A 25,912-nucleotide genomic window follows, 5' to 3' on the forward strand; every position below is an offset into this window, starting at 1 on the left:
TTTAAGGGGCAGATGACGAAGATTTGACGCCTTGCGGCGGTGTGGTCGGGACCGGTGCAGTTTGTGTGCCAGCACGGCGCAGCGCCGCGTCCGGTTTTGCATTGGCGGTGGTGCCCGAGCCGGTCAGGCTGCGGCGTACGTCGAGATTGCGAGAAATCACCAGCACCACGCGACGGTTGCGCGCGCGGCCATCGGCGGTGGCATTGGAGGTCAGCGGCTGAAATTCGCCGTAACCGACGGAGGCCAGGCGTGCCGGGTTGATCCCGTCCATCGCCAGCATTCGGACGATGCTCGACGAACGCGCCGACGACAGCTCCCAGTTGCTCGGGAACTGCCCGGTGTTGATCGGCTGGTTGTCGGTGAAGCCCTCGACGTGCACCGGGTTGTCGAACGGCTTGATAATTTTGGCGACTTTGTCGATCAGGTCGAACGCCTGATTGCTCGGCATTGCGTCGCCGCTGCCAAACAACAGGCTGGAATTGAGCTCGATCTCGATCCACAGTTCGTTGCCGCGCACGGTCATCTGCTTGGAGGCGATCAGGTCACCAAAGGCTGCATTGACGTCGTCGGCAATCGACTTGAGCGGGTCCTGGGCGCCCTGCCCCAGCGCCGCATCGGTTTGCTCGCTGTCCTGCACCAACGGGTCGGCCGGGCGTACGGTTTGCGGTTTCTGCTCGCCGATGGGGATCGGTCTGACGCTGCGCTCGGGTTCGTTGAACACCCCGACCAGCGCCTCGGACAGCACCTTGTACTTGCCTTCGTTGAGCGAAGAGATGGAATACATGACCACGAAAAAGGCGAACAGCAAGGTGATGAAGTCCGCGTAGGACACCAGCCAGCGTTCGTGATTTTCGTGCTCTTCGTGGCGACGTCGGCGGGCCATCAGTCCATCACTCCATGAAGCCTTGCAGCTTCAGTTCGATAGAACGAGGGTTTTCACCTTCGGCGATCGACAGCAACCCTTCCAGAAGCATTTCTCGGTAGCGCGACTGGCGCATGGCTACGGCCTTGAGCTTGTTGGCCACCGGCAGCAGAAAAAGGTTGGCGGACGCGACGCCATAAATGGTCGCGATGAACGCGACGGCAATACCGCTGCCCAATTGGGAGGGATCGGCCAGATTGCCCATCACGTGGATCAGGCCCATGACCGCGCCGATGATCCCGATGGTGGGGGCATAGCCGCCCATGCTTTCATAGACCTTGGCTGCCTGAATATCGCGGCTTTCCTGGGTGAGGAAGTCCACCTCAAGAATGCCGCGAATGGCCGCAGGCTCAGCCCCGTCGACCAGCAGCTGCAGGCCCTTTCGCGAATAGGCATCGGGCTCGGAGTCGGCCACGGCTTCAAGGCCCAGCAAACCTTCCTTGCGGGCGGTCAGGCTCCAGGACACGACACGATCAATCCCGCCGGCCAGGTCGATGCGTGGCGGAAACAGAATCCAGATGAAGATCTGCATCGCGCGCTTGAACGCACTCATGGGCGTTTGCAGCAGGCAGGCGGCCAGCGTGCCGCCGAGCACGATCAACGCGGCCGGGCCGTTGAGCAATGCGCCCAGGTGCCCGCCTTCGAGGAAGTTGCCACCAATGATCGCGACGAACGCGAGAATGATCCCTATGAGCGTCAAGACATCCATCAGCTGCAGGCCTCCACCAGGTGGCGACCGATGTCATCGAGGCTGTAGACGGCGTCGGCCAGTTCGGCTTTGACGATTGCCATCGGCATGCCGTAGATCACGCAACTGGCCTCGTCCTGCGCCCAGATCTGGCTGCCGCTCTGCTTGAGCAGGCGCGCGCCTTCACGGCCATCGGCGCCCATCCCGGTCAGGACGACCGCCAGTACTTTGTCGTTGTAGGACTTGGCTGCAGAGCCAAAGGTAATGTCGACACACGGCTTGTAGTTCAGGCGCTCATCGCCTGGCAGGATTTTCACCGCGCCGCGACCGTCGATCATCATCTGCTTGCCGCCGGGGGCCAGCAGCGCCAGCCCGGGCCGCAACATGTCGCCATCTTCGGCTTCTTTCACGCTGATGCGGCAGAGTTTGTCGAGGCGCTCGGCAAAAGCTTTGGTGAACGCGGCCGGCATGTGCTGGATGAGCACGATGGGCGCCGGGAAATTGGCCGGCAATTGAGTCAACACCCGCTGCAAGGCCACCGGGCCGCCAGTGGACGTTCCAATCGCTACCAGTTTGTAGGCCTTGCGCTTGGGCGCCGGGGAATGTGCTGCGTGCGGATGAGCCGTCGAGGCTGATGTATGTGCCGCATGCGCGTGAGCCGCTGGCAGCGCTGAACGGGCAGGTGCAGCGGCAGGCGCCGGACGCGACGGGGTTGGCGCAGCGGACGATGCACGCGGCGAAACCGCTGCGGCAGCAGGCGTTGGCGCAGGCGTCGAATTGCTGCCGTAACCGCTGAAGCGGCGATTGCTGCGAGAGATGCTGTGCACTTTCTCACAGAGCATCTGCTTGACCTTCTCGGGGTTACGCGAGATGTCTTCGAAGTTCTTCGGGAGGAAATCCACCGCCCCGGCGTCCAGCGCATCGAGGGTCACCCGGGCGCCTTCGTGAGTCAGCGACGAGAACATCAACACCGGGGTCGGGCAGCGCTGCATGATGTGGCGGACCGCGGTAATGCCGTCCATCATCGGCATTTCGTAGTCCATGGTGATCACGTCGGGCTTGAGCGCCAAGGCTTGATCAATGGCTTCCTTGCCATTGGTGGCAGTGCCGACCACCTGGATCGTGGGATCTGAAGAGAGAATTTCCGAGACGCGACGTCGGAAGAAACCCGAATCGTCCACGACGAGAACCTTGACTGCCATAAACACTCCATAGAACGCGCGCCACCCTGGGAGTCCGCACGCCCTGAATCATGTAGCTTGGGTCACATCTGGCGATGCGGGAAAGGCCAGTGGGACCAATTTTCGCGCGTTAACCAGGACCTGTAGGACCTGTAGGACCGGCTTTAGCCGGGAACGCATCGGATGTCACGCCGCAAAATCCACGGTGTTCGCCCTACCCTCTTCCCGGCTGAAGCCGGTCCTACTCCGGGAAACCGTTGGGTGTCACACCGCGACATCCACGGTGTCCCTGCCGGCCTCTTCCCGGCTGAAGCCGGTTCCACTGAAAGACATCGCGAGCCGCACTACCGAAGCCCGCACTGCTTAGCCAATCCGTCGTGCCGCGTAGCGCTTGAGCATGCTCGGTACGTCGAGGATCAATGCGATACGGCCGTCACCGGTGATGGTGGCGCCTGACATGCCCGGCGTGCCTTGCAGCATCTTGCCCAGTGGCTTGATGACCACCTCTTCCTGGCCGACCAGTTGATCGACCACGAAGCCGATACGCTGGGTGCCAACCGACAGAATCACCACATGGCCCTCGCGTTGTTCCTCGTGCGCGGCCGAGCTGACCAGCCAGCGCTTGAGGTAGAACAGCGGCAGCGCCTTGTCCCGGACAATGACCACTTCCTGACCGTCGACGACGTTGGTCGTCGACAGGTCCAGGTGGAAAATCTCGTTGACGTTGACCAGCGGGAACGCGAAGGCCTGATTGCCGAGCATGACCATCAGCGTCGGCATGATCGCCAGCGTCAGCGGCACCTTGATGATGATCTTCGAGCCCAGGCCTTTGGTGGAATCGATGCTGATCGAGCCATTGAGCTGGGAGATCTTGGTCTTCACCACGTCCATGCCCACACCACGACCGGATACGTCCGAGATCTCGGTTTTGGTCGAGAAGCCCGGTGCAAAAATCAGGTTGTAGCAGTCGGTGTCACTGAGGCGATCGGCTGCATCCTTGTCCATCACGCCGCGCTTCACCGCGATGGCGCGCAGGACAGCGGGGTCCATGCCTTTGCCGTCATCGGAAATCGACAGCAGAATGTGATCGCCTTCCTGTTCGGCCGCCAGCACCACACGACCGTTACGGGACTTGCCCGACGCCTCGCGTTCTTCCGGCGACTCGATACCGTGGTCAACCGCGTTGCGCACCAAGTGGACCAGCGGGTCGGCCAGGGCCTCTACAAGGTTCTTGTCCAGGTCGGTTTCTTCACCCACCAGTTCAAGGCTGATTTCTTTCTTCAACTGACGCGCCAGATCGCGAACCAGTCGCGGGAAGCGGCCGAACACTTTCTTGATCGGCTGCATGCGGGTCTTCATGACCGCGGTCTGCAGGTCAGCGGTGACCACGTCCAGATTGGACACGGCCTTGGACATGGCTTCATCGGCGCTGTTGGCGCCCAGGCGGACCAGTCGGTTACGCACCAGCACCAGTTCGCCGACCATGTTCATGATTTCGTCCAGCCGCGCGGTGTCGACGCGCACGGTGGTTTCCGCTTCGGACGGCGGCTTCTCGCTGGGCGCCGGAGCAGCCGCTCGGGCCGGTGCAGGCGCGGCGGCGGGTGCAGCTTTGGCCGGTACCGCAGCAGCAGGTGTCGCTTTAGCCGGTTCGGGCTTGGCAGCGGGCTCAGGCTTTTTGGCCGGTGCAGCAGGCGCAGCGGCGGCGACGGCAGGTTCAAACTTGCCCTTGCCGTGCAACTGATCCAGCAGGTCTTCGAATTCGTTATCGGTGATCTCGTCCGAGGCAGCGGCTTTCGACGCAGCGGCGGGCGCAGCAGGAGCAGCCGGCGCGGCGGGTGCGGCGGGTGCGGCTGCCACAGCAGAAGCAGCGGCGTCTGGCGAGAACGAGCCCTTGCCATGCAACTGATCAAGCAGCGACTCGAATTCGTCGTCCGTGATTTCGTCACTGGCCGGCGCAGCCGCAGGCGTCACCGCGGCGGTCGGCTGTACGGCATCAACGGCGAACTGGCCTTTGCCGTGCAACTGATCGAGGAGCGATTCAAACTCGGCGTCGGTGATCTCGTCACTGGGCGCGCTGCTCGTCGATGCTGTCGGAGCCGGTGAAGGAACAGGCGCGGCAGCAGCGGGCGCAGCAGGAGCAACGGGGGCAACAACACCCCCAGCCGCCTGAGCCTTGACGGCGTTGAGCGAATCCAGAAGCTGTTCGAATTCGTAGTCGGTGATGTCTTCGGACGGCGCTTCAGCGACCGGCTCTTCGACCACCGGTGCGGCAGCGACTTCGTCGGCAGAGGCCGGCTCGGCCAGACGTGCCAGGGCCGCCAGCAATTCAGGCGTGGCCGGGGTCACGGCGGAACGCTCGCGCACCTGACCGAACATGCTGTTGACGGTGTCGAGGGCCTCGAGCACCACGTCCATGAGCTCCGAGTCGACGCGGCGTTCACCCTTGCGCAGGATGTCGAACACGTTCTCGGCGATGTGACAGCATTCAACCAGCTCGTTGAGCTGGAGGAAGCCGGCGCCCCCTTTTACAGTGTGAAAACCGCGAAAAATTGCATTGAGCAGATCCGCATCGTCTGGCCGGCTTTCCAGCTCAACCAACTGCTCGGACAACTGCTCCAGAATCTCGCCGGCCTCTACCAGAAAATCCTGAAGGATTTCTTCATCGGCGCCGAAGCTCATTGGGGGGTGCTCCTAAAATTAACCGTCAAACCGATCCGGAGGCTGCACTGACGGCCAGCGCGCATTGCTTTCGTCGAAGCATTGGCGCGCGGGTCCAGCAGCCACTTTCACAGAGAACCTGAAATCTGAAATCCGGATGACCGAATCAGAAGCCGAGGCTGGATAGCAGATCGTCCACATCATCCTGTCCGGATACGACGTCTTCACGTTTATCGGCATGGATCTGCGGACCTTCACCCTTGGAGTGAAGTTTTTCTTGTTCTTTTTGCTGACGGAAGACTTCCTGGTCGTGTTCGATGCCGGCGAAACGGTCTACCTGGCTGGCCATGAGGACCAGCTTGAGCAGGTTGCGCTCCACTTCGGTCACCAGCGTGGTCACGCGCTTGATCACCTGACCGGTGAGGTCCTGGTAATCCTGGGCCAGCAGAATGTCGTTGAGGTGCGCGGAGACCTCGGTGGTCTCCTTTTCGCTGCGCGTCAGGAACGTATCGACGCGGCGCGCCAGATCACGAAACTCTTCGGCGCTGATCTCGCGGCGCATGAAGCGTCCCCAGTCGGCGCTCAAGGATTTGGCGTCGGCACTGAGCCCGCTCATCAACGGCGTGCTCTGCTCCACCAGGTCCATGGTCCGGTTGGCCGCGTTTTCGGTCAGCCTGACCACGTACGAGAGCCGCTCGGTGGCGTCGGTGATCTGAGAGACCTCCTCGGCCTGAGGCATGTTCGGGTCGATCTGGAAATTGACGATCGCGCTGTGCAGCTCGCGCGTCAGTTTGCCGACCTCCTGGTACAGGCCTCTGTCCCGGGTCTGGTTAAGCTCATGGATCAGTTGCACGGCATCGCCGAACTTGCCTTTTTCAAGGCTCGCGACCAGCTCTTGTGCGTGTTTCTTCAGGGTTGACTCAAAGTCACCCATTGTCGAATCTTTGGAATCCATAGCGCCCTCGCAGCGGACATCAGCTATTGACGCGCTCGAATATCTTTTCGATTTTTTCTTTGAGCACTTGCGCAGTGAACGGCTTCACCACGTAGCCGTTCACACCGGCCTGAGCGGCTTCGATGATCTGCTCGCGTTTGGCTTCGGCAGTGACCATCAACACCGGCAGACTGCGCAGACGCTCGTCTGCACGCACCTGACGCAGCAGGTCGATGCCGGACATGCCGGGCATGTTCCAGTCAGTGACGAGGAAGTCAAAGGCGCCGCTTTGCAGCATGGGCAATGCGGTGAGTCCGTCATCTGCTTCGGCCGTGTTGGTGAACCCAAGGTCACGCAACAGGTTTTTTATGATCCGCCGCATCGTTGAGAAGTCATCAACGATGAGGATTTTCATGTTCTTGTCCAATTCGACCTCCAAGCAGTCTTTAACGCGTTCAGCACCTGAACGCGCGTTCAATCAATACCGGCGGTGCCGGACATCGGAGGGCTGGGATCGACCGGGACGAGCGCAGCGAAACCGGATCATCTACGACCCGGTTCGACCGACTCCTGCCTGCCTCTTCCACTTCCCGCTCAACGTCTTGCACAGCCGGTCTTACAAGCAACTCGCAGGCCTTGCGGCGTGCGTCAGAATTCAGGAGCGGGCGCGCCACTCGCCAAGACGACCCCGCAGACGCGCGGCGCACTGACTGTGCAGCTGGCTGACGCGCGATTCGCTGACACCCAGTACCTCACCGATTTCCTTGAGGTTCAGCTCTTCGTCGTAGTACAGCGACAACACCAGACGTTCGCGCTCCGGCAGGTTGGCAATGGCCTCCGCCAATGCCGCCTGGAAGCGCTCGTCTTCCAGGTCCCGCGACGGCTCGAGCGACTGGCTCGCGCCGTCCTCGTGCAGCCCTTCATGTTCGCCGTCCTGCAACAGGTCGTCGAAACTGAACAAGCGACTGCCCAGGGTATCGTTCAAAATCCCGTAGTAATCGTCGAGACTCAATTGAAGTTCGGCAGCAACCTCGTGATCTTTAGCGTCACGGCCGGTTTTTGCTTCGATTGCACGAATCGCGTCGCTGACCATGCGCGTGTTGCGGTGGACCGAGCGCGGCGCCCAGTCCCCCTTGCGCACTTCATCGAGCATCGCTCCACGGATACGAATACCCGCGTACGTCTCGAAGCTGGCCCCTTTGGTGGAGTCGTATTTGGTCGAGACTTCGAGCAAGCCGATCATGCCCGCCTGGATCAAGTCCTCGACCTGAACGCTGGCTGGCAGACGTGCCAGCAAGTGATAGGCGATTCGTTTGACCAGCGGGGCATAACGCTCGATCAGCTCATACTGAGAATCTTTGGACGATTTGCTGTACATGCGATAGCCACTTGCTGTCATGAGACGGGCCCTGCGCTGGTGTGATGCACGAGGCGTTCAACGAAAAATTCCAGGTGACCGCGCGGGTTTGCCGGCAGCGGCCAGGTGTCAACTTTCTGCGCGATGGCCTTGAACGCCAGCGCACATTTGGAACGCGGAAACGCTTCGTACACGGCGCGCTGTTTCTGCACCGCCTTGCGTACGCACTCGTCGTACGGCACCGCGCCGACGTACTGCAGCGCCACGTCAAGGAAGCGGTCGGTGACCTTGGTCAGCTTGGCGAAGAGGTTGCGCCCTTCCTGCGGGCTCTGGGCCATGTTGGCCAGCACGCGGAAGCGGTTCATGCCGTAATCGCGGTTGAGCAGTTTGATCAGGGCGTAGGCGTCGGTGATCGACGTAGGCTCGTCGCACACCACCAGCAGCACTTCCTGAGCGGCGCGAACGAAGCTCACCACTGACTCGCCGATACCGGCAGCGGTGTCGATGACCAGCACATCCAGGTTGTCGCCGATGTCACTGAATGCCTGGATCAGCCCGGCATGCTGGGCCGGGGTCAGGTGGACCATGCTCTGTGTCCCCGACGCCGCCGGTACGATGCGCACGCCGCCCGGGCCCTGCAGCAGGACGTCGCGCAGCTCGCACCGCCCTTCGATGACGTCAGCCAGGGTGCGCTTGGGGGTCAGGCCCAACAGTACGTCAACGTTGGCCAAACCCAGATCGGCGTCCAGCAGCATGACGCGACGTCCCAGCTCGGCCAGCGCCAGTGAAAGATTCACTGAAACGTTGGTCTTGCCTACGCCACCTTTGCCACCGGTCACCGCGATAACCTGTACGGGATGCATGCTGCCCATGTTAATTGTTTACCTTGTCTTGCTTAGACCTAAGCCACATGTCGGGCTGCACGTTCAGTGCCTGAACAATGCCTGGCAGACCATCGATGCAGGAAAATTCCACTGTCATTTTCTTCACCTAGCCCGCTCGCTTGCCGGTGCTGTGATAAAGATCCGCAAACATATCCGCCATCGCTTCCTCGCTAGGCTCCTCCTGCATCTGCACGCTGACAGCCCGGCTCACCAATTGGTGCCGACGCGGCAAATGCAGATCGTCCGGTATCCGTGGGCCATCAGTGAGATAGGCCACAGGCAGTTCGTGTGTCACCGCCAGGCTGAGCACTTCGCCCAGGCTGGCGGTTTCGTCGAGCTTGGTCAGGATGCACCCGGCCAGGCCGCAACGTTTATAGCTGTGGTACGCCGCAGACAGCACCTGCTTCTGGCTGGTTGTCGCCAGCACCAGGTAGTTGCGCGCCTTGATGCCACGCCCGGCCAGGGTCTCCAGTTGCAGACGCAATGCCGGATCGCTGGCTTGCAGGCCCGCGGTGTCGATCAACACGACGCGCTTGCGCAGCAGCGGTTCCAGCGCCTGCGCCAGGGATTGCCCCGGGTCGACGTGGGTCACCGGTACATTGAGGATCCGGCCCAGCGTCTTCAGCTGTTCCTGAGCACCAATGCGGAAACTGTCCATGCTCACCAGCGCGATATTTTGCGCGCCGTATTTCAACACATATCGGGCTGCCAGTTTAGCCAGCGTGGTGGTTTTGCCCATGCCGGCAGGGCCGACCATGGCGATCACACCGCCCTCTTCCAGGGGCTCTACGTCCGGCGTTGCGATCATGCGGGCCAGGTGGGCCAGCAACATGCGCCAGGTGTGAGCCTGATCGTTCGAGTCCGGGACCATCGCCAGCAAATCGCGGGACAGGGGGCCGGACAGGCCAACGCGCTGCAGACGGCGCCACAGATTGGCCTGCTGCGGACGGCTGCCTTGCAGCTGGTTCCAGGCCAGCGAGCCAAGCTGGACTTCCAGCAGTTCGCGCAGGCCGTTCAATTCGGAGCGCATCGACTCGTACACGTGATGGCTGACCGAAGGTTCGGCATTGCGCTCGGCGCGTTCGGCTGCCACGGCCGCGTGAACCGACGGGCGAAACGGTTCTTCCAGGGTCGGTTCGATCTGCTTGCTGTCGTCCATCGCCAGGCCGGTGAACAGCTGGCGGTTGGCGACAGTGTCCAGCTCGCTGCGCGAGGTCAGCTCGGCCTGAGCGGTCACGATGCGCGACTGGGTCTTGCGCAGCTCGTCTTCGAGTTCGATGTTCGGCACACGCGGTGCCAGCGCTGACAATTTGTAGTCCAGGGCGGCGGTCAGTTCCACGCCGCCGGCGATCCGCCGGTTACCGATGATGGCGGCTTCAGCGCCCAGCTCATCACGAACCAGTTTCATGGCTTGTCGCATATCGGCGGCGAAAAAACGCTTAACTTGCATGACTCACTACCTCAGCCGTTAGGCCCGACAGTCGCTACGATGGTGACTTGCTTATTGTCAGGAATTTCCTGGTAAGCCAAAACATGCATATTCGGTACAGCCAACCGTCCAAAGCGGGACAACATGGCGCGAACCGGACCTGCGACCAACAAAATAACCGGCTGCCCCTGCATCTCCTGACGCTGCGCCGCTTCGATCAACGAGCGCTGAAGCTTCTCAGCCATGCTCGGTTCGAGGAGAACGCCTTCTTCCTGACCCTGTCCTGCCTTCTGAAGACTATTTAGCAAGATCTGTTCCAACCTTGGCTCAAGTGTGATGACAGGCAGCTCCGGCTCAATGCCGACAATGCTTTGCACGATTGCGCGGGACAATCCGACCCGTACGGCGGCCACCAGCGCGGCGGTATCTTGACTACGTGCAGCGTTGTTGGCGATGGCTTCGGCGATGGAGCGAATGTCTCGCACCGGCACCTGCTCGGCCAACAGCGCCTGCAGTACTTTCAACAGGGCCGACAGTGACAGCACCCCAGGTACCAGCTCTTCCGCAAGTTTTGGCGAGCCCTTGGCCAGCAAGGTCATCAACTGCTGGACTTCCTCATGGCCAATCAATTCATGAGAGTGCTTGTAGAGAATCTGGTTCAAGTGAGTCGCGACCACGGTGCTGGCGTCGACCACGGTGTAGCCGAGCGATTGCGCCTGGGCCCGCTGGCTGATTTCGATCCACACCGCTTCCAGGCCGAACGCCGGGTCTTTGGCAGTGATGCCGTTGAGGCTGCCAAATACCTGGCCGGGGTTGATGGCCAGCTCGCGGTCAGGGTAAATCTCGGCTTCGGCCAGGGTCACACCCATCAGCGTCAAGCGATAGGCGCTGGGGGCCAGATCCAGGTTGTCGCGAATATGCACGGTCGGCATCAGGAAGCCCAACTCCTGGGAGAGCTTCTTGCGCACGCCCTTGATCCGCGCCAGCAGTTGGCCACCCTGATTGCGGTCAACCAGCGGAATCAAGCGGTAGCCGACTTCCAGGCCGATCATGTCGATCGGGGTGACGTCGTCCCAGCCCAGCTCCTTGGATTCCTGAGCGCGGATCGGTGAGGGCAACAGTTCTTGCTGACGCTTGACCTCTTGCACCGCAGCAAGCTTGACCTGGTTCTCTTTCTTCCACAGCAGGTAGGCGCCGCCGGCAGCGACCAGGCCCAGGCTGATGAAGGAGAAGTGCGGCATGCCCGGCACCAGACCCATGACGATCATGATCCCGGCTGACACGGCCAGCGCCTTGTGCGACGCGAACATCTGGCGGCCAACCAGTTTGCCCATTTCTTCCGAGCCGGAAGCACGGGTCACCATGATTGCCGCAGCGGTCGACAGCAGCAGTGATGGCAATTGCGCCACCAAACCGTCACCGATGGTCAGCAGCGCGTACACCTTGCCGGCGTCGCCGAAGCTCATGTTGTGTTGAAAGATGCCGACCAGCATGCCGCCGATGAGGTTGATGAACAGGATCAGCAGGCCGGCGATGGCGTCACCGCGGACGAATTTGCTGGCACCGTCCATGGAGCCGTAGAACTCGGCTTCCTGGGCGACTTCAAGGCGGCGGCGCTTGGCTTCGGGCTGGTCGATGAGGCCGGCGTTGAGGTCGGCGTCGATGGCCATTTGTTTGCCGGGCATGGCGTCGAGGGTGAAGCGGGCGCTGACTTCGGAGATCCGTCCGGCACCTTTGGTGACGACGACGAAGTTGATGATCATGAGGATGGCGAAGACGACGATACCGACGACGTAGTTGCCGCCGATGACTACTTCACCAAAGGCCTGGATGACTTTACCGGCGGCGGCATGGCCGTCCTGCCCGTGAAGCATGACGACGCGGGTGGAGGCGACGTTGAGGGCCAAACGCAGCAAGGTGGCGATGAGCAGGATGGTGGGGAATACGGAGAAGTCGAGCGGCCGCAGGGCGTAGATGCAGACGAGCAGGACGACGATGGAGAGTGCGATGTTGAACGTGAAGAAGACGTCGAGCAGGAACGGTGGCATGGGCAGCATCATCATGGCGAGCATGACGAGGAGCAGCAAAGGTACGCCGAGTTGTCCACGGCCCAGGCCGATCAATCCGGTTCGGGCGTGGGAGATTATCTGAGAGCGTTCCACCGATTGGGCACCTGCGTGTTAAATCAATCTTTTGACGCCGAAGCGTTGTATCGGGGTTATTGCAAGAAGGGGTCCAACATTTGGGTTGGGCGGGAAAATATCAGAATGCCAGTATTTAGATTTTTGTCACGGCGACGGTTTTGTATCGCTGGGGTGAGGATCCAGATCAAAAGCTTCGGCCTAACGGCCTCGGGTTTCGCCTTCGGCGAGTTACTTGATAGAGCCCCAAGTAACCAAGGGCTTGTGCTCCTGGCTTGACCCCTCCTTCGTCGGGGTTCCTTCACTCCGGTCTTGCTCCGTGGGCCCGCGCCGAACGGACATCCATGTCCGCAACGGCGCTCTCGCCGCATCCCTGCGGCTCGGCCCACTGCGCAAAACCTGCGTTCAGCCTGCACCCAAGTCGCGATTGGCGGTGACTGGACTTTTTGCGTTTGAAGATCAAAGGCAGATCAAAGGCAGGTCAAGGGCAGATCAAGAGCTTCCCGGCTAAAGCCGGTCCCACTACGGTCGCCGCCGGGTTCATTGACTGGACGCGCTGCTCTTTGTGGGACCGGCTTTAGCCGGGAAGGCGTAAGGTGCTACACCGCGAATCTGGCGCCGTACACGGGCCTGTGGCTGATCGTTCCCACGCTCTGCGTGGGAATGCAGCCTCGGACGCTTCGCGTCCTTTGGTTGGAGGCGATGGTTCAGATCACTTTTACCGCACGGCCGATGAATTGGATCGGTCCGGTGGGCTTGCCGGTCGGGGAGCCGTTTGGGTTTTCGAGGGTGAGTTCGAAAAGTTGGTTGGGTTGCAGCGGTGGCAGTTTGTCCAGCGGCACGGAGAGGGTATGCCCGGGTTCGACCATGCCCAATGAAACTGGCCCCTGCCAGCCATCGGCCTTGGTCCAGAACTGCAGGGCTTTGTCGGCGGGGACTTGGCTGACGCTCAACGGTATCAGCTGGATCTGGGTTGGATTGTTGGCTTGTATGACCCAGCCAGGCGCCTGATTTTGCGGAGCGACCAGCACCACAAGGTAGGTGGTGGGGGCTTCCGTCGCCGGCCGGTTCAACAGCAGCATGCCCAGTAGCAAGCTAGCAACCAGACCGGCACCGGCAAGCCCGCGCCAGAGTGGCAGCAGGTTCCACCATGACTGCGCGGTAGGCGCAGGTCGGGAGGCACGGAGGTCCTGATGGTTCAGGCTGCGCTCGATGCGCCCCCACAGCGTCGGGCTGGGTGTTTGCGGTTCTGCCAGCTCGGTCAATGCGAGCAACCGCTCTTCCCAGGCGTCAACCGCAGCGCGCAAGTCAGGATCCATGGCGAGGCGATTTTGCACATCGCGTCGCTGCCCAGGCTCCAGCGTGCCCAGGACGTATTCGCTGGCAAGGGCGTCAAGGTCATTCATGCCGTCGTCTTCCGTTTGACCCGTCATCCCATGCACTCCCGCAATGCCACCAGGCTGCGCTTGATCCAGGCTTTCACGGTGCCCAGTGGCGCGCCAATTTTCAGCGCTATTTCCGAATGCGTATAACCATCGACATACGCGTGGAGAATGCAACTGCGACGGGCCGGCTCCAATTGCTCAAGACACCCGAAAACCCGGTCCGAGCGGGCTCGGTATTCGAAGGTGTCTGCGTGGGTTGCTGTTTCCAGGGATGCCTGGTCCTGCAGCGCGTGCTCGCTCTGCTCACTGACCTGCACCGTCTGCCCCTGGTCACGCATGGCGTTGAGCGCCAGATGCCGCGTCACGCTGAAGACCCAGCCACGGGCAGAGCCTCGCGCCGGATCGTAGGCCGCGGCGCGGGTCCAGATCTTGATGAAGGCGTCATGCACGATGTCCTCGGCCAGCGCGTCACTGCGCGCGATTCGCCTGGCAACACCCAGCAGACGCGCACTCTCCTGTGTGTAGAGATCGCGCAAGGCCCGTTGCTCACCTCGTGCGCACGCCGCAAGGCACGCTTCATAGTCAAAACAGAATTCGGGTAGGGACAAAATTCTTCAACCGCCGACGTCAAATGAACACCCCGGCCGTAAGCCGGGGTTGCGTCGCTGCAGCGTAGATGAATTTACGCGGCAGCGACGATCAGTGATGCGCGACTCGGGCTTACTGAGCAGCCCAGAAAATATAGTCCGCCTGATACTTCACCACTTCCTGCTTGCCCTTGGTGGCCATCGAGCATTCCATCTTCGGCGCCACGCCGCCCTTGGTTGCCGTGCGCTGGATGTAGCTGACGTTGGCCATCGCGCCCTTGCCTTCGGCCGGGTTGGCTTTGACCAACTGATAGGGAATGTCGCCTGAACCGGCAGGGGCAACGGCAACTTGCGTGCCGGTGACCTTCGAGCCGTCAGCGGCCTGCCAGGTGGCGGGTGGCCCAAAGTACGTGCCGACCTGCTTGCCACTGCGATCATTCAGCACCGCTTTGGGCCCCACGAAGGTCCATTCGGTCTGGCCGGCGGCGTTCGGCTTGTCACGGCACTCATAGGTGATCTCGCCCACGCCCACGGTCTGCATCGCGACCTTGTGGCCGTCCGGAACCTTGACCGCGTCAGGCAATGCCATCTGTGCGTACGCCGCCGGCGCCGTGGCCAGCAGGCAAGTGGCTGCCATTGAAACACCCAAAGCGCCCAACATTTTCTTAGCGTTCATGCCATCTCTCCATTGGATAAACAGGTCAGCAGCCATCGCTACTTCTTGTACTACCCGTGGGAGAACGAAACGGATGCAACGAATTGAAAATAAATACGCGCGGGGAACATCAGGGGGACGGGAGACACAGCAGAGAGTGTCCGTTGCCTGACACGACGTCAGTCGCCAAGTCAGGCCCTGGACTCCGGTGGACCGAGCTGATGTCCACCGGGTAGAGCAGTGATGACGCCAGCGCTTACGGCATCAGCACCGAGTCGACGACGTGGATGACGCCATTGGACTGCATGACATCAGCGATGCTGACCGCGCTTTTGCCGCCTTTGGCGTCCGTCACCCACAGCTTGCCGTCATGGGGCATGACGGTAAGGGATTCGCCTTGTACGGTTTTCAGCATCACCTTGCCGCCGTTCATTTTGGCGTCCGCCATCAATTGTTTGGCGGTGTGGGTCCCGGCGACGACGTGGTACGTCAGAATTTTGGTCAGGTCCGCTTTGTTCTCAGGCTTGACCAGTGTGTCTACCGTGCCCGCCGGCAGTTTGGCAAAAGCCTCGTTGGTGGGGGCGAAGACGGTGAACGGGCCTTTGCTGTTTAGCGTGTCCACCAGACCTGCAGCCTTGACCGCCGCTACCAGGGTCGTGTGGTCCTTGGAGTTGACGGCGTTCTCGACGATGGTCTTGCTCGGGTACATGGCGGCGCCACCGACCATGACCGTGTCGGCGGCAAAGCCTGGCGATGCAGCAAGGCAGAGAGCGGCGAAGGAGACAGCGGCAATGCGTTTGGCAAGGGTCAACATGGTAGTTCTCCCAGAATCTTCGGTCCTTCGGATGAAGGTGAGAGAGATACGAAGCAGGCGCCGTAACGGATGCATCAAAGCGAAGATATTTTTCCCTGAGCGACGACCGGTCCGGTTGGCTGCCCGCTCGGTGACCCGTTCAGCGGCTCGAGGGTGACGGCGAGCACTGCCCCGCTGGCAAGCAGGTCAGCCAGTTGCGGCGTCACGTTTAACGTTGCCGAGGCATTGACCGGCAGCAGGCCCAGCGAGCGCGGCTTGCCATCGGCGGCGATCACCCACGCCTCGGCACTCTTGCCCGGCCAGTCGGCCCGGGCCGTGTTGACGAACAATACGCTCCGCCTGCCAGGATCGATCGTCGCGGCAAAAAGTGTCGTGCCATCTGTCTGTTCAAGACGCGCCAACAGTGGCAACCCTGACGTCGATCCCGATGTTGGCCCCGAAACAGGCGGCTGAAGGATCAACACCGAGGCCAGCAATCCGGCAGCGAGCGCGGCTGTCGTCCAGCGCCAGAGCCCGAGACTGTTCCACCAGCCCGAAGCCTGCGACGGCGGATGACTGGTATCCACAAACAACCGTTGCTCAATTCTGGCCCACGCACCCGCCGGAGGACTGGATGCAGGCAATTGACCGAGCCACTCGGCGAACTGCGCCTGCCATTGCGCCACCGCGCGTTGATGGCGCGGCTCCCGCGCGATCATCGCTTCCACCCGATCACACTCTTCGCGGCTGAGCACGCCAAGCACGTACTCCGCGATCAGCAGGTCCGGGGTCTCGTCGGGAGGCACGGGATGCTCGCTCATAGGCCAAGGCACACGCGCAGTCGAAGCAACCCGCGACGAATCCAGCTTTTCATCGTGCCCAGCGCAATACCATGACGCTCGGCCAGTTCGGCGTAGGAATACCCTTCGAAGAATGCAACCCGGATATAGCGTCGCTGAGCCTCTTCCAGCGTTTCAAGGCAACGGTCCAGCTGGCTGCCTTGCTGCTCGCGCTCAAGCGTGTCCACAAGGGAGTCCTGCGATGCGGCTTCGGGGATCGTCTCAAGAGGGTCATGATGACGATGGGCTCTGCGCCGGTCGATGGCCTTGTGGCGGGCCATGGTCGACAGCCACGTCATCGCGCTGCCCAGCCGGGGATCGAATCCAGACGCCTTTACCCACGCCATGATGTACACCTCCTGAAGTACCTCTTCGGCCTCGGCCCGATTATCCGAGTAATGCAGGCAAATCCCGAACAATCTGGAAGACGTAGCGCGATACACCGCTTCAAACGCCACCCGATTGCCGCTGCCGCAAGCCTGCATCAAGACATTCAACGCCTCGGCGCCGGACTGAGCGTCAGAGGAATGAGCGGCATTCGATCGAATGGTCAAGTGGCGAGGCCTTGAGGGAGACTGCGGCCACTCTAGTCGCGTTTGAAGGGTTGGGCTAGTTGGGTCGGAGGTGAAAGCGCCAAATGACCCACCGCGATCGCGGGCAAGCGCGCTCCTACAGAGGGGTGTGTGAAGCCAAAACCGGTGAGCATGCCGGGGCATTAGTAAAGGCGTCACTTACCTGGGCCTGAATCCATATCTTCAGAGAGACGCGGAGCGTCCGGACCGGCGTTACCACGCGGAGCGTGGGAACGATCAGAAGAGTGGTGAGCCCGTTGCGGTGTGGGCGAAGGCGCGCCGCTGTGACGCCGAGCGTCATGTAGTGCATACCCACGCGGATCGTAGGACCGATCGACAACCGAACGTGATCCCCGGCAGGAGCCGGCTTGCTGGCGAAAGCGGTGGGTCAGATATGAAGACGCAGCTGGGAGCAAGCATTCGCCAGCAAGCCGGCTCCTACAGAGGGGTGTGTGAAGCCAAAACCGGTGAGCATGCCGAGGCATTAGTATGGGCGTCACTTACCTGGGCCTGAATCCATATCTCCAGAGGGACGCGGAGCGTCCGGACGGGCGTTACCACGCGGAGCGTGGGAACGATCAACAAAGCAACAGCAAAAAGCAGAAGCAAAAGCTTCCCGGCTGAAGCCGGTCCCACTAAAAACAGCGCGTGCCGTCAGTGGGACCGGCTTCAGCCGGGAAGCCTTTGATCTGCCTTGGCTCTGCAGTCGATCTGCTTTTGATCTGCTCTGATCGTCATACACAAATGGCCCAGTCACCGCCAATCGCGACTTGGGTGCAGGCTGAACGCAGGGCTTGCGCAGTGGGCCGAGCCGCAGGGATGCGGCGAGAGCCGCCCCCCGCCATGGATGGCGGATGGCGGCGGGCCCACGGAGCAAGCCCGGAGTGAAGGTACTCCGACGAAGGAGGAGCCCAACCAGGAGCAGGCACTTTTGGTTACTTTTAGTTGGTCCGGCTCCCGGCTTTTTAAAAGTAACTCGCCGAAGGCGAAACCCAAGGCCGTTAGGCCGCGCCGTTGATATTGATCTTGATCCAAAACCAAGTTTACGAATCGCGCCTCAGATCCGGCGGAATCGGCAAATTATCCTTCAACGGATCAGGTCGCTTCCCGCGCCCCGCCTGATACTGACGAATCTGATACACATACGCCAACACCTGCGCCACCGCCAGATACAACCCCGCCGGAATCTCCTGATCCAACTCCGTACTGTAATAAATCGACCGCGCCAGCGCCGGCGACTGCAACAACAGAATCTCATGCTGCGCCGCAATCTCCCGAATCTTCAACGCCATGAAATCACTGCCCTTGGCCAGCAGAATCGGCGCCCCGCCCCGCTCCGCGTCATACTTCAACGCCACCGCATAATGCGTCGGGTTCGTGATGATCACATCCGCGTCCGGAATCGCCGTCATCATCCGCCGCTGCGACATCTCCCGCTGCAACTGACGAATCCGCTGCTTGACCTCCGGCCGCCCCTCGCTGTCCTTGTGCTCATCGCGCACCTCCTGCTTGGTCATCAGCAGCTTCTTGTGCGATTCCCACAACTGCACCGGTACATCCACCGCTGCAATGATCAACAGCCCCAGCGCCATCCACAGCGTGCTCCAGCCAACCAGCTGCAAACTGTGCACCACCGCCATTTCCAGCGGCTCATGGGCGATGGCAACCAGGTCCGCCTTGTCCTTGCCCAGCACCACCAGCGCCACCATCAGCACGATGAAAAATTTCGCCAGGGACTTGAGCAGTTCAATCAACGCTTTCGGCGAAAACATGCGCTTGATGCCCGCCGCCGGGTTCATGCGGCTGAACTTGGGTGCCAGAGAACCGGCGGCAAACAGCCAGCCACCCAGTGAGATAGGCCCGATAAACGCCGCCAGGGTCAATGCCAGCAAAATCGGCTGAACCGACAGCAACGCCGCCTTGCCCGACGCCATGAGCATGATCGCCATGCTGCGCTCGTCGAGGATGGCCGCGCGCGTGATGGTGAAGTTGTCGCGCATCAACTGCATCATCATTTCCGCCATGGAACCGCCGAATGCCAGCAGCCCCGCAGCGCCCACGATCATCACGACAACGGTGTTGAGTTCCTTGGAGCGGGCAATCTCGCCCTTCTCCCTGGCCTCGCGTTTGCGTTTGTCCGTGGGGTCTTCTGTCTTGTCCTGACCACTCTCGCTTTCGGCCATGTCAGCGCGCCTTGACCAAGTCTCTGAGCAACTGCAAGGCGTCGACCGCCAGCGGTTGGTATTGATTGAGAATGTCGCCGAGGGTGATCCACAGAATCACCATGCCCAGCACCAGCGTCAGCGGAAAACCGATCGAAAAGATGTTCAGCTGCGGCGCCGCGCGGGTCATCACACCCATGGCGATGTTCACCACCAGCAGCGCAGCAATGGCCGGCAGCACCAGCACCAGCGCCGCGCCGAGCACCCAGCCGAGCCGCATCACCAACAGCCAGATGTCCGCCGTGCTGATACCTTGCCCCACCGGGAGGGTGGTGAAACTTTCGATCAGGATTTCGAACACCACCAGGTGCGCGTTCATGGCGAGGAACAGCAGGGTCACCAGCATGGTTAGAAACTGCCCGATGGTCGCCACCGACACCCCGTTGACCGGATCGACCATGGACGCGAAGCCCATGCCCATCTGGATGCCGATGATCTGCCCGGCGATCACGAAAGCCTGAAAAAACAACTGCAGCGACAGGCCCATGCCGGCGCCGATGAGGATTTGCTGAGCGATCAACAGGAGCCCGCTGAGGTCGAGCGCGTTGACGGCGGGCATGGGTGGGAGGCTCGGCGCGACGACGACCGTGATTGCCAGCGCCAGATAGAGACGCACGCGCTTGGGCACCAGGGCGGTACCGATCATCGGCATGGTCATCAGCAGCGCGCCGATGCGAAACAGCGGCAGCATGAACGCCGCCACCCACGTGCTGATCTGTGTGTCGGTCAGCGCCAGCACAGGTTCCATCGAGGGATCAGCCGATCACTTGGGGAATGCTGGTGTACAGCGACGTGATGTACTCCATGAAGGTGCGCACCATCCACGGGCCGACCACGATCAGCGTAACCAGCATGACCAACAGGCGCGGCAGGAAGCTCAACGTCTGTTCGTTGATCTGCGTGGCGGCCTGAAACATCGAGACGATCAAGCCGACGATCAGGCTCGGCACCACCAAAATGGCGACCATGGTCGTGGTCAGCCACAGCGCTTCGCGAAACAGGTCAACTGCTACTTCCGGGGTCATGCTGCGCACTCCACGTCAAACAGGTTCATACGCCACCAAAGCTGCCGGCCAGCGTGCCGATGATCAGCGCCCAGCCATCCACCAGCACGAACAGCATGATTTTGAACGGCAGGGAAATGATCAGCGGCGACAGCATCATCATCCCCATCGCCATGAGGATGCTCGCGACCACCAGATCGATGATCAGAAACGGGATGAAGATCATGAAGCCGATCTGGAACGCCGTTTTCAGTTCGGACGTCACGAATGCCGGCACCAGAATGGTCAGCGGTGCTGCGTCCGGCGTTGCGATGTCGGTGCGCTTGGACAGGCGCATGAACAGCTCAAGGTCGCTGGAACGGGTCTGCGCCAGCATGAAGTCCTTGATCGGCACTTCGGCCTTGGCCACGGCGTCCTGGGCGGAGAGCTTCTCCGCCAGATAGGGCTGCAGGGCATCGTTGTTCACCCGATCGAACACCGGCGCCATGATGAACATCGTCAGAAACAGCGCCATCCCGGTGAGGATCTGGTTGGACGGCGTCTGTTGCAGGCCCAAGGCCTGACGCAGGATCGAGAAGACGATGATGATCCGCGTAAAACTGGTCATCAGCATGACGAACGCCGGAATGAAGCTCAGCGCCGTCATGATCAGCAGGATCTGCAGGCTGACCGAGTATTCCTGCTGGCCATTGGCGCCGGTGCCCAGCGTGATGGCCGGGATCGACAATGGATCGGCGCCGAACGCCAGCGGCGCTGCAAGCAACAGCAGCAGCGTCAAAACAATGCGCATCAGTTCGTGTCCTTCTGATCCGGAGTACCAAAGCCTTTGTTAACCGAACTGTTATCCGAACGCTGGGTCACCCGTTGCCCGGCCACGCCCTTGTTGCCCAGGGCCTCAAGCAAGCGTTTGGCGAATTCGGGCGGTGCGTTCTGCGGATCGGGTACGTCCACCGGGTCCTTCATGACGTGCAAAGCGGTAATGCTGCCGGGCGACACACCGAGCAGCACCTGCTCGTTGCCGACCTGCACCAGCACCAGCCGGTCCCGTGTACCCAATGCGCGGGAGCCGACCAGCTTGATCACCTGATTGCCGGCCGGGCCCGCGCGCTGCACCCGGCGCATCAGCCAGGCGAGCACGAAGATCAGGCCGATCACCAACAGCAGACCCAGCACCAGTTGCAGCAACTGACCACCAATTCCGCTGCCCAGCGTACCGGCGACCGGGGCAGCTGCAGCCGGGGCCCCAGTCGTCACTACCGCGCCAGTGCTCACGCCGGAAGCCGCAGCCGGTGCGGGCGTTACCGGGTCGGCCGCCATCACTGCCCAGGACAACGCCAGCAGCGGCAGGCTCGTCAGTGTCTTGAACACACCGCGCACTTAACGCAGCTTCTTGATGCGTTCGCTCGGGCTGATCACGTCGGTCAGACGGATGCCGAACTTTTCGTTGACCACCACCACTTCGCCGTGAGCAATCAGGGTGCCGTTGACCAACACGTCCAGCGGTTCGCCGGCCAGACGGTCGAGCTCGATCACCGATCCCTGGTTGAGCTGCAGCAGGTTGCGGATGTTGATGTCCGTGCTGCCCACTTCCATGGAAATCGACACCGGGATATCAAGGATCACGTCCAGGTTCGGGCCGTCCAGAGTCACCGCGCCGTTGCTTTTCGGCATGCCGCCGAATTCTTCCATCGCCATGCGGTTGGTGGAGTTACCCGCATCAGCCGCCAGCAGCGCGTCGATGTCCGCTTGCCCTTCCCCGGCCTCGCCCAGTGCAGCCGCCCATTCGTCAGCCAGAGCCTGGTCGTCAGCGGAGTTCATTTCGTTATCATTAGCCATGGTTGTCCTCGGGGAACATTGATTCGTTTACGCAGCACATTCATTTAGCCGACGCCTGAGCGTCAGCGGCGTTCTATCGGTTCGACCACTTGCAGGGCCAGATTGCCCTTGTGCGAACCCAGCTTGACCTTGAAGGACGGCACGCCGTTGGCGCGCATGACCAGACTCTCCGGCAGCTCGACCGGGATCACGTCCCCCGGCTGCATGTGCAGGATGTCCCGCAGCTTGAGCTGACGCGTGGCAACGGTTGCACGCAGCGGCACCGACACGTCGAGCACGTCTTGCTTGAGCGCATTGACCCAGCGTTCGTCCTGGTCGTCGAGATCCGACTGGAAACCGGCGTCGAGCATTTCGCGCACCGGCTCAATCATCGAATACGGCATGGTCACGTGCAGATCGCCGCCACCGCCGTCCAGTTCGATGTGGAACGTGGACACCACGATCGCCTCGCTCGGGCCGACAATGTTGGCCATGGCCGGGTTGACTTCGGAGTTGATGTACTCGAAGTTGACTTCCATGATCGCCTGCCAGGCTTCTTTCAAATCAATGAACGCCTGATCCAGCACAATCCGTACGACGCGTAGTTCGGTAGGGGTGAATTCACGCCCTTCGATCTTCGCGTGACGACCGTCGCCACCAAAGAAGTTGTCCACCAGCTTGAACACCAGCTTGGCGTCGAGGATGAACAGCGCCGTGCCGCGCAGGGGTTTGATCTTGACCAGGTTGAGGCTGGTCGGCACGTAAAGGGAATGCACGTATTCGCCGAACTTCATCACCTGCACGCCGCCCACGGCAACGTCGGCAGAGCGACGCAGCAGGTTGAACATGCTGATGCGTGTGTAACGGGCGAAACGCTCGTTGATCATTTCCAGGGTCGGCATGCGTCCGCGGACGATGCGATCCTGGCTGGTGAGGTCGTAACTTTTTACGCTGCCAGGGTCGACAACACTATCGGTCTGCACCAGACCATCGTCGACGCCATGCAGCAGCGCGTCGATCTCATCCTGGGACAGCAGGTCTTGCACGGCCATGTCGTGGTCCTACTGCAGTACGTAGTTAGTGAAAAGTACTTGTTCGATGACGCTCTTGCTCAGCTCTTTCTGGCCCACTTCCTGAACCACGGCAGCGGCTTTCTGGCGCAGCATTTCCATACCCACCGGCGTGGCGATGGTATCGAATGGCTGACCTGAGAACATCATCACCAGATTATTACGGATAACCGGCATGTGTGCTTTCAAGGCTTCCAGGTCAGCATGATCGCGAGCCAGCAAGGTGATGCTGACCTGCATATAGCGCTGACGACCGTTGACGTTGTAGTTGACGACGAAGGGCGGCGTCAGCGGTTCGAAGATCGCCTCTTTTTTGGCATTCGCCGCTTCCGCAACAGCCGCCGGGTCCGGCTTGCTCTCGGCCTTGTGCATGATGAACCAGGTCGCCCCGACCGACAGACCAATGGCCAGCAGCAGCCCCACCACAATCAGGATGATGACTTTCAGCTTGCCTTTTTTTGCGGGGTCCGTAACTGCGTCGTCGCTCTTCGCCATGCCAATAATCCGTCACTATCCAAAGGGTTCGGTGTTGCGTGACAGAGCAAGAGCAAGGGTTGTGCCACATGGGCAGCTGGTTAGTGTGATTCAGTCTGGATTGGGACGCGCTGGCCCACGGCAGGGCAGCAATGAGGGCGGTTTCACCCTCTGGAGGCCGGGTGCCAAATCCCGGGAGGCATGCGATCTGTAGGAGCCGGCTTGCTGGCGAATGCGGTGGGTCAGCAACGACGATGTTGCCTGATAAAACGCGTTCGCCAGCAAGCCGGCTCCTACAGATGAGCGGTACGCGTTTTCAGGCGTAGTAGTCGACCGCGCTGGAGCCAACCACGGTCAACGGCGCACTGGCGGCCGCCGATGCCGCGTCAACCGGGGCGCCGTCGGCGATCAGGTCGCTGCCGCCCACGCCGCTGGTGCCATTGGGACCACCGTTGCGCTGCCCTTCACCACCGGACTGCTGCTGAGCCTGTTGCTGCCAGCCACGTGACTGGTCGGAAACGTTGACGTCGACCTGGCCCATGCCCTGCTGGACGAATGAATCACGCAGGCGCGACATCTGGCTTTCCAGCGCTTCACGCACGCCCACATGGGCGCTCATGAAGGTGACCTGGGTTTGCTGGTCCGCCGCCATATTGACACGGATATCAAGACGGCCCAGTTCGGCAGGTTCCAGCTGAATGTCCGCTTGCTTGAGGTTCTGGCTGGACAGGTACATCACGCGGTTGACCACGCCCTCGGTCCAGCCACCCTGATTCATCGCCAGCGGTTGATTGAGCAGCGGTGCCGCCGGCGCCGCGGTGCTCTTCACTTGCGCGGCCTGGGACAACGCCGCCAGACGGTCAGCAAAGTTGTCGATCCGGGTATCGCTGGTGGCACCCTTCACGTCTTTCAGACCGTCGGCCAACAAGCCACTGAAGGCTTTGTCACCCCCGCCCTCGGTCATGCTTTTGTCCACCGACTGATCGCCCAGCGCTGCCAGATTACCGGCCTGCAACTGAGAAGGATCGATGTTCGGGTCCTGCTTGCCGGAGCCCTTCCCATCGCCATGCACGCCGTTGGTCTGCGCCGCTTGCTGCGCCTTGTTGTCCAGAGCGACCTGCACCGCCGTCAAACCTTCAAGCGGATCGGCCGAAGGGTCGAAGCCGTCGTCCGGTGCATCCGTCGTGGCCTGATCAGCCGGCGCCGGTGTCAGCGGTAATGCCCGAGCGAGCAGTGCCGGATCAACCACCGGATCGACTGCCGGGGCAACCACCACTGGCTCAGTGACAGGAGCCGTCGCGACCAATGCTGGATCAAGCGTCGGGTCCAGTGCAGGGTCGACCACGGGCGCATCGGCCACGGTCGGATCCTGTGCCGGGTCAGCCGCCTCGTCTTTGTCGTGGGTGTCGCCTTTGGCGCCGCTGTCATCGGCATCCTTGTCCTTGACAGGCTTGCCAGGCAAACCGTTGCCGCTATCGGCAACCGTCTTGTCGGTGGCGGCAGACGTATGGCTAGCGGATGGCTTGTCATCCCCTGCCGAACTCTTGGCGCTTGCCGGCTTGGGCGGCGGGTTATCCACGCTGTTCGGCTTGACAGGCGACTGCTTGGCGAACACGTCGGAGAAGCTGGAACTGTGGTTCTTGACGGGGTCAGGCGCCTTTGCCGCGGGGCTATTGCCGGCTTTCTGGACCTTGGCCGCTGTCAAAGCCGTCAGTAATGGGTTGGTGGCGAGGGCCATTTCAATCTCCGCAAGAGCACTAATGCAGAGAGACCAAGCAATTGGCGGGCCAACCCTGAGAACTGTAGCGCTAACGCTCAGGCAAGGCTGCAGAACAGGGCGAAGCTGGCGAACTGGCTAAACCGGGCGAAACACTGCCCCTGCTCAATGACCGGCATGGCAGAGTTGCAGTTCACGCTCGAAGATGTCTCGAACGGCGGTGAATTCAGCCTCGATCTGCGACACCAGTAGCCGTATACGGGCTTCGTCCGTCGCAACGATGCCGCGCCCTTGCTCTTCAAGTTGCAGGCAGAGTTCGGACAGGTGGGTCGCGCCCATATTCCCCGTGCTGCCCTTGAAGCTGTGCGCCATCAGGCCAAGGTTCTCAAGCGACGCCGCTGAAGACGTGGAAAAAGAAGGGTTGTCCAGCAACTGGACCATTTCATTGATACGCGTGACAGAGTCATCCATGAACACCTCCACCAACAGGGGGTATTCGGTCTCCATCACTTCGCGCAGCGTGCTGAGCACGTTGTAGTCCACCGGATTGTTCGACACTTGTTCACTCCTTGATCAAGACGCGCG

Annotated in this window: 25 protein-coding genes and 1 pseudogene; all 26 read right to left on the reverse strand. The window is 61.2% G+C overall.

Annotated elements, in window-relative coordinates; all coding sequences use genetic code 11:
- Position 1 precedes the first annotated feature (1 nt).
- A complete protein-coding gene (motD, locus tag LT42_RS08385; RefSeq protein ID WP_037011509.1) occupies positions 2–883 on the reverse strand; it encodes a flagellar motor protein MotD in 882 nt (293 codons plus the stop codon).
- 7 nt (positions 884–890) lie between these two features.
- Positions 891–1,631 carry a flagellar motor protein gene (locus LT42_RS08390; protein WP_037011511.1) on the reverse strand — a complete coding sequence of 247 codons (741 nt, stop codon included), beginning with the start codon at positions 1,629–1,631 and terminating at the stop codon, positions 891–893.
- Complete coding sequence (locus LT42_RS08395) at positions 1,631–2,812, reverse strand: protein-glutamate methylesterase/protein-glutamine glutaminase (protein WP_037011513.1); 1,182 nt, start codon at positions 2,810–2,812, stop codon at positions 1,631–1,633. Before LT42_RS08395 ends, LT42_RS08390 begins: the two co-directional genes overlap by 1 nt.
- Positions 2,813–3,154: 342 nt before the next feature.
- Positions 3,155–5,470, reverse strand: coding sequence for a chemotaxis protein CheA (locus LT42_RS08400; protein ID WP_037011515.1), 2,316 nt, complete (start codon positions 5,468–5,470; stop codon positions 3,155–3,157).
- Between the two features lie 145 nt (positions 5,471–5,615).
- The gene (locus tag LT42_RS08405; RefSeq protein ID WP_037011517.1) at positions 5,616–6,404 is read right to left on the reverse strand and encodes a protein phosphatase CheZ; all 789 of its coding nucleotides are present in this window, start codon (positions 6,402–6,404) and stop codon (positions 5,616–5,618) included.
- Between the two features lie 19 nt (positions 6,405–6,423).
- Entirely contained in the window at positions 6,424–6,798 is a 375-nt protein-coding gene (locus tag LT42_RS08410; RefSeq protein WP_172612850.1) for a chemotaxis response regulator CheY, read from the reverse strand.
- A 240-nt stretch (positions 6,799–7,038) separates the two neighbouring features.
- Positions 7,039–7,782 carry an RNA polymerase sigma factor FliA gene (gene fliA, locus LT42_RS08415; protein ID WP_037011519.1) on the reverse strand — a complete coding sequence of 248 codons (744 nt, stop codon included), beginning with the start codon at positions 7,780–7,782 and terminating at the stop codon, positions 7,039–7,041.
- Positions 7,779–8,612 carry a flagellar synthesis regulator FleN gene (gene fleN / locus LT42_RS08420; RefSeq protein WP_037011520.1) on the reverse strand — a complete coding sequence of 278 codons (834 nt, stop codon included), beginning with the start codon at positions 8,610–8,612 and terminating at the stop codon, positions 7,779–7,781. Before fleN ends, fliA begins: the two co-directional genes overlap by 4 nt.
- A gap of 118 nt (positions 8,613–8,730) precedes the next feature.
- Entirely contained in the window at positions 8,731–10,074 is a 1,344-nt protein-coding gene (flhF, locus tag LT42_RS08425; RefSeq protein WP_037011522.1) for a flagellar biosynthesis GTPase FlhF, read from the reverse strand.
- Between the two features lie 11 nt (positions 10,075–10,085).
- Positions 10,086–12,215: a flagellar biosynthesis protein FlhA gene (gene flhA / locus LT42_RS08430; RefSeq protein ID WP_037011524.1), complete on the reverse strand. Its 2,130-nt coding sequence runs from the start codon at positions 12,213–12,215 to the stop codon at positions 10,086–10,088.
- Positions 12,216–12,901: 686 nt separating this feature from the next.
- Positions 12,902–13,600: an anti-sigma factor gene (locus LT42_RS08435; RefSeq protein ID WP_152597658.1), complete on the reverse strand. Its 699-nt coding sequence runs from the start codon at positions 13,598–13,600 to the stop codon at positions 12,902–12,904.
- A 23-nt stretch (positions 13,601–13,623) separates the two neighbouring features.
- The gene (locus LT42_RS08440) at positions 13,624–14,187 is read right to left on the reverse strand and encodes a sigma-70 family RNA polymerase sigma factor (protein WP_037011528.1); all 564 of its coding nucleotides are present in this window, start codon (positions 14,185–14,187) and stop codon (positions 13,624–13,626) included.
- A gap of 112 nt (positions 14,188–14,299) precedes the next feature.
- Positions 14,300–14,842 carry a DUF3455 domain-containing protein gene (locus LT42_RS08445; protein WP_037011530.1) on the reverse strand — a complete coding sequence of 181 codons (543 nt, stop codon included), beginning with the start codon at positions 14,840–14,842 and terminating at the stop codon, positions 14,300–14,302.
- Positions 14,843–15,077: 235 nt separating this feature from the next.
- On the reverse strand, positions 15,078–15,635 hold the full coding sequence (locus tag LT42_RS08450) for a fasciclin domain-containing protein (protein WP_037011531.1): 558 nt from the start codon (positions 15,633–15,635) through the stop codon (positions 15,078–15,080).
- 74 nt (positions 15,636–15,709) lie between these two features.
- A complete protein-coding gene (locus LT42_RS08455; protein WP_037011533.1) occupies positions 15,710–16,435 on the reverse strand; it encodes an anti-sigma factor in 726 nt (241 codons plus the stop codon).
- Entirely contained in the window at positions 16,432–17,007 is a 576-nt protein-coding gene (locus LT42_RS08460; RefSeq protein WP_208855894.1) for a sigma-70 family RNA polymerase sigma factor, read from the reverse strand. Before LT42_RS08460 ends, LT42_RS08455 begins: the two co-directional genes overlap by 4 nt.
- Positions 17,008–18,068: 1,061 nt before the next feature.
- Entirely contained in the window at positions 18,069–19,208 is a 1,140-nt protein-coding gene (gene flhB, locus LT42_RS08465; protein WP_037011535.1) for a flagellar biosynthesis protein FlhB, read from the reverse strand.
- A 1-nt stretch (position 19,209) separates the two neighbouring features.
- Positions 19,210–19,995: a flagellar biosynthetic protein FliR gene (gene fliR, locus LT42_RS08470; RefSeq protein WP_037011536.1), complete on the reverse strand. Its 786-nt coding sequence runs from the start codon at positions 19,993–19,995 to the stop codon at positions 19,210–19,212.
- Positions 19,996–20,002: 7 nt separating this feature from the next.
- Positions 20,003–20,272 carry a flagellar biosynthesis protein FliQ gene (fliQ, locus tag LT42_RS08475; protein ID WP_037011537.1) on the reverse strand — a complete coding sequence of 90 codons (270 nt, stop codon included), beginning with the start codon at positions 20,270–20,272 and terminating at the stop codon, positions 20,003–20,005.
- A gap of 25 nt (positions 20,273–20,297) precedes the next feature.
- Positions 20,298–21,041, reverse strand: a complete 744-nt coding sequence (gene fliP / locus LT42_RS08480; protein ID WP_037011539.1) for a flagellar type III secretion system pore protein FliP — start codon at positions 21,039–21,041, stop codon at positions 20,298–20,300.
- Positions 21,042–21,136: 95 nt separating this feature from the next.
- Positions 21,137–21,568 (reverse strand): annotated as a pseudogene (fliO, locus tag LT42_RS08485) (flagellar biosynthetic protein FliO); the annotation flags it as partial.
- A 60-nt stretch (positions 21,569–21,628) separates the two neighbouring features.
- Positions 21,629–22,087, reverse strand: coding sequence for a flagellar motor switch protein FliN (gene fliN / locus LT42_RS08490; RefSeq protein ID WP_037011542.1), 459 nt, complete (start codon positions 22,085–22,087; stop codon positions 21,629–21,631).
- Positions 22,088–22,149: 62 nt separating this feature from the next.
- Positions 22,150–23,118, reverse strand: a complete 969-nt coding sequence (gene fliM, locus LT42_RS08495; protein ID WP_037011544.1) for a flagellar motor switch protein FliM — start codon at positions 23,116–23,118, stop codon at positions 22,150–22,152.
- Between the two features lie 9 nt (positions 23,119–23,127).
- The gene (gene fliL, locus LT42_RS08500) at positions 23,128–23,631 is read right to left on the reverse strand and encodes a flagellar basal body-associated protein FliL (RefSeq protein ID WP_037011545.1); all 504 of its coding nucleotides are present in this window, start codon (positions 23,629–23,631) and stop codon (positions 23,128–23,130) included.
- Between the two features lie 295 nt (positions 23,632–23,926).
- Entirely contained in the window at positions 23,927–25,348 is a 1,422-nt protein-coding gene (locus LT42_RS08505; protein ID WP_037011546.1) for a flagellar hook-length control protein FliK, read from the reverse strand.
- A gap of 144 nt (positions 25,349–25,492) precedes the next feature.
- Positions 25,493–25,885, reverse strand: coding sequence for an Hpt domain-containing protein (locus tag LT42_RS08510; RefSeq protein ID WP_037011549.1), 393 nt, complete (start codon positions 25,883–25,885; stop codon positions 25,493–25,495).
- Positions 25,886–25,912 lie beyond the last annotated feature (27 nt).

This window comes from Pseudomonas lutea, from assembly GCF_000759445.1.
GTDB classification, from domain to species: Bacteria; Pseudomonadota; Gammaproteobacteria; order Pseudomonadales; family Pseudomonadaceae; genus Aquipseudomonas; species Aquipseudomonas lutea.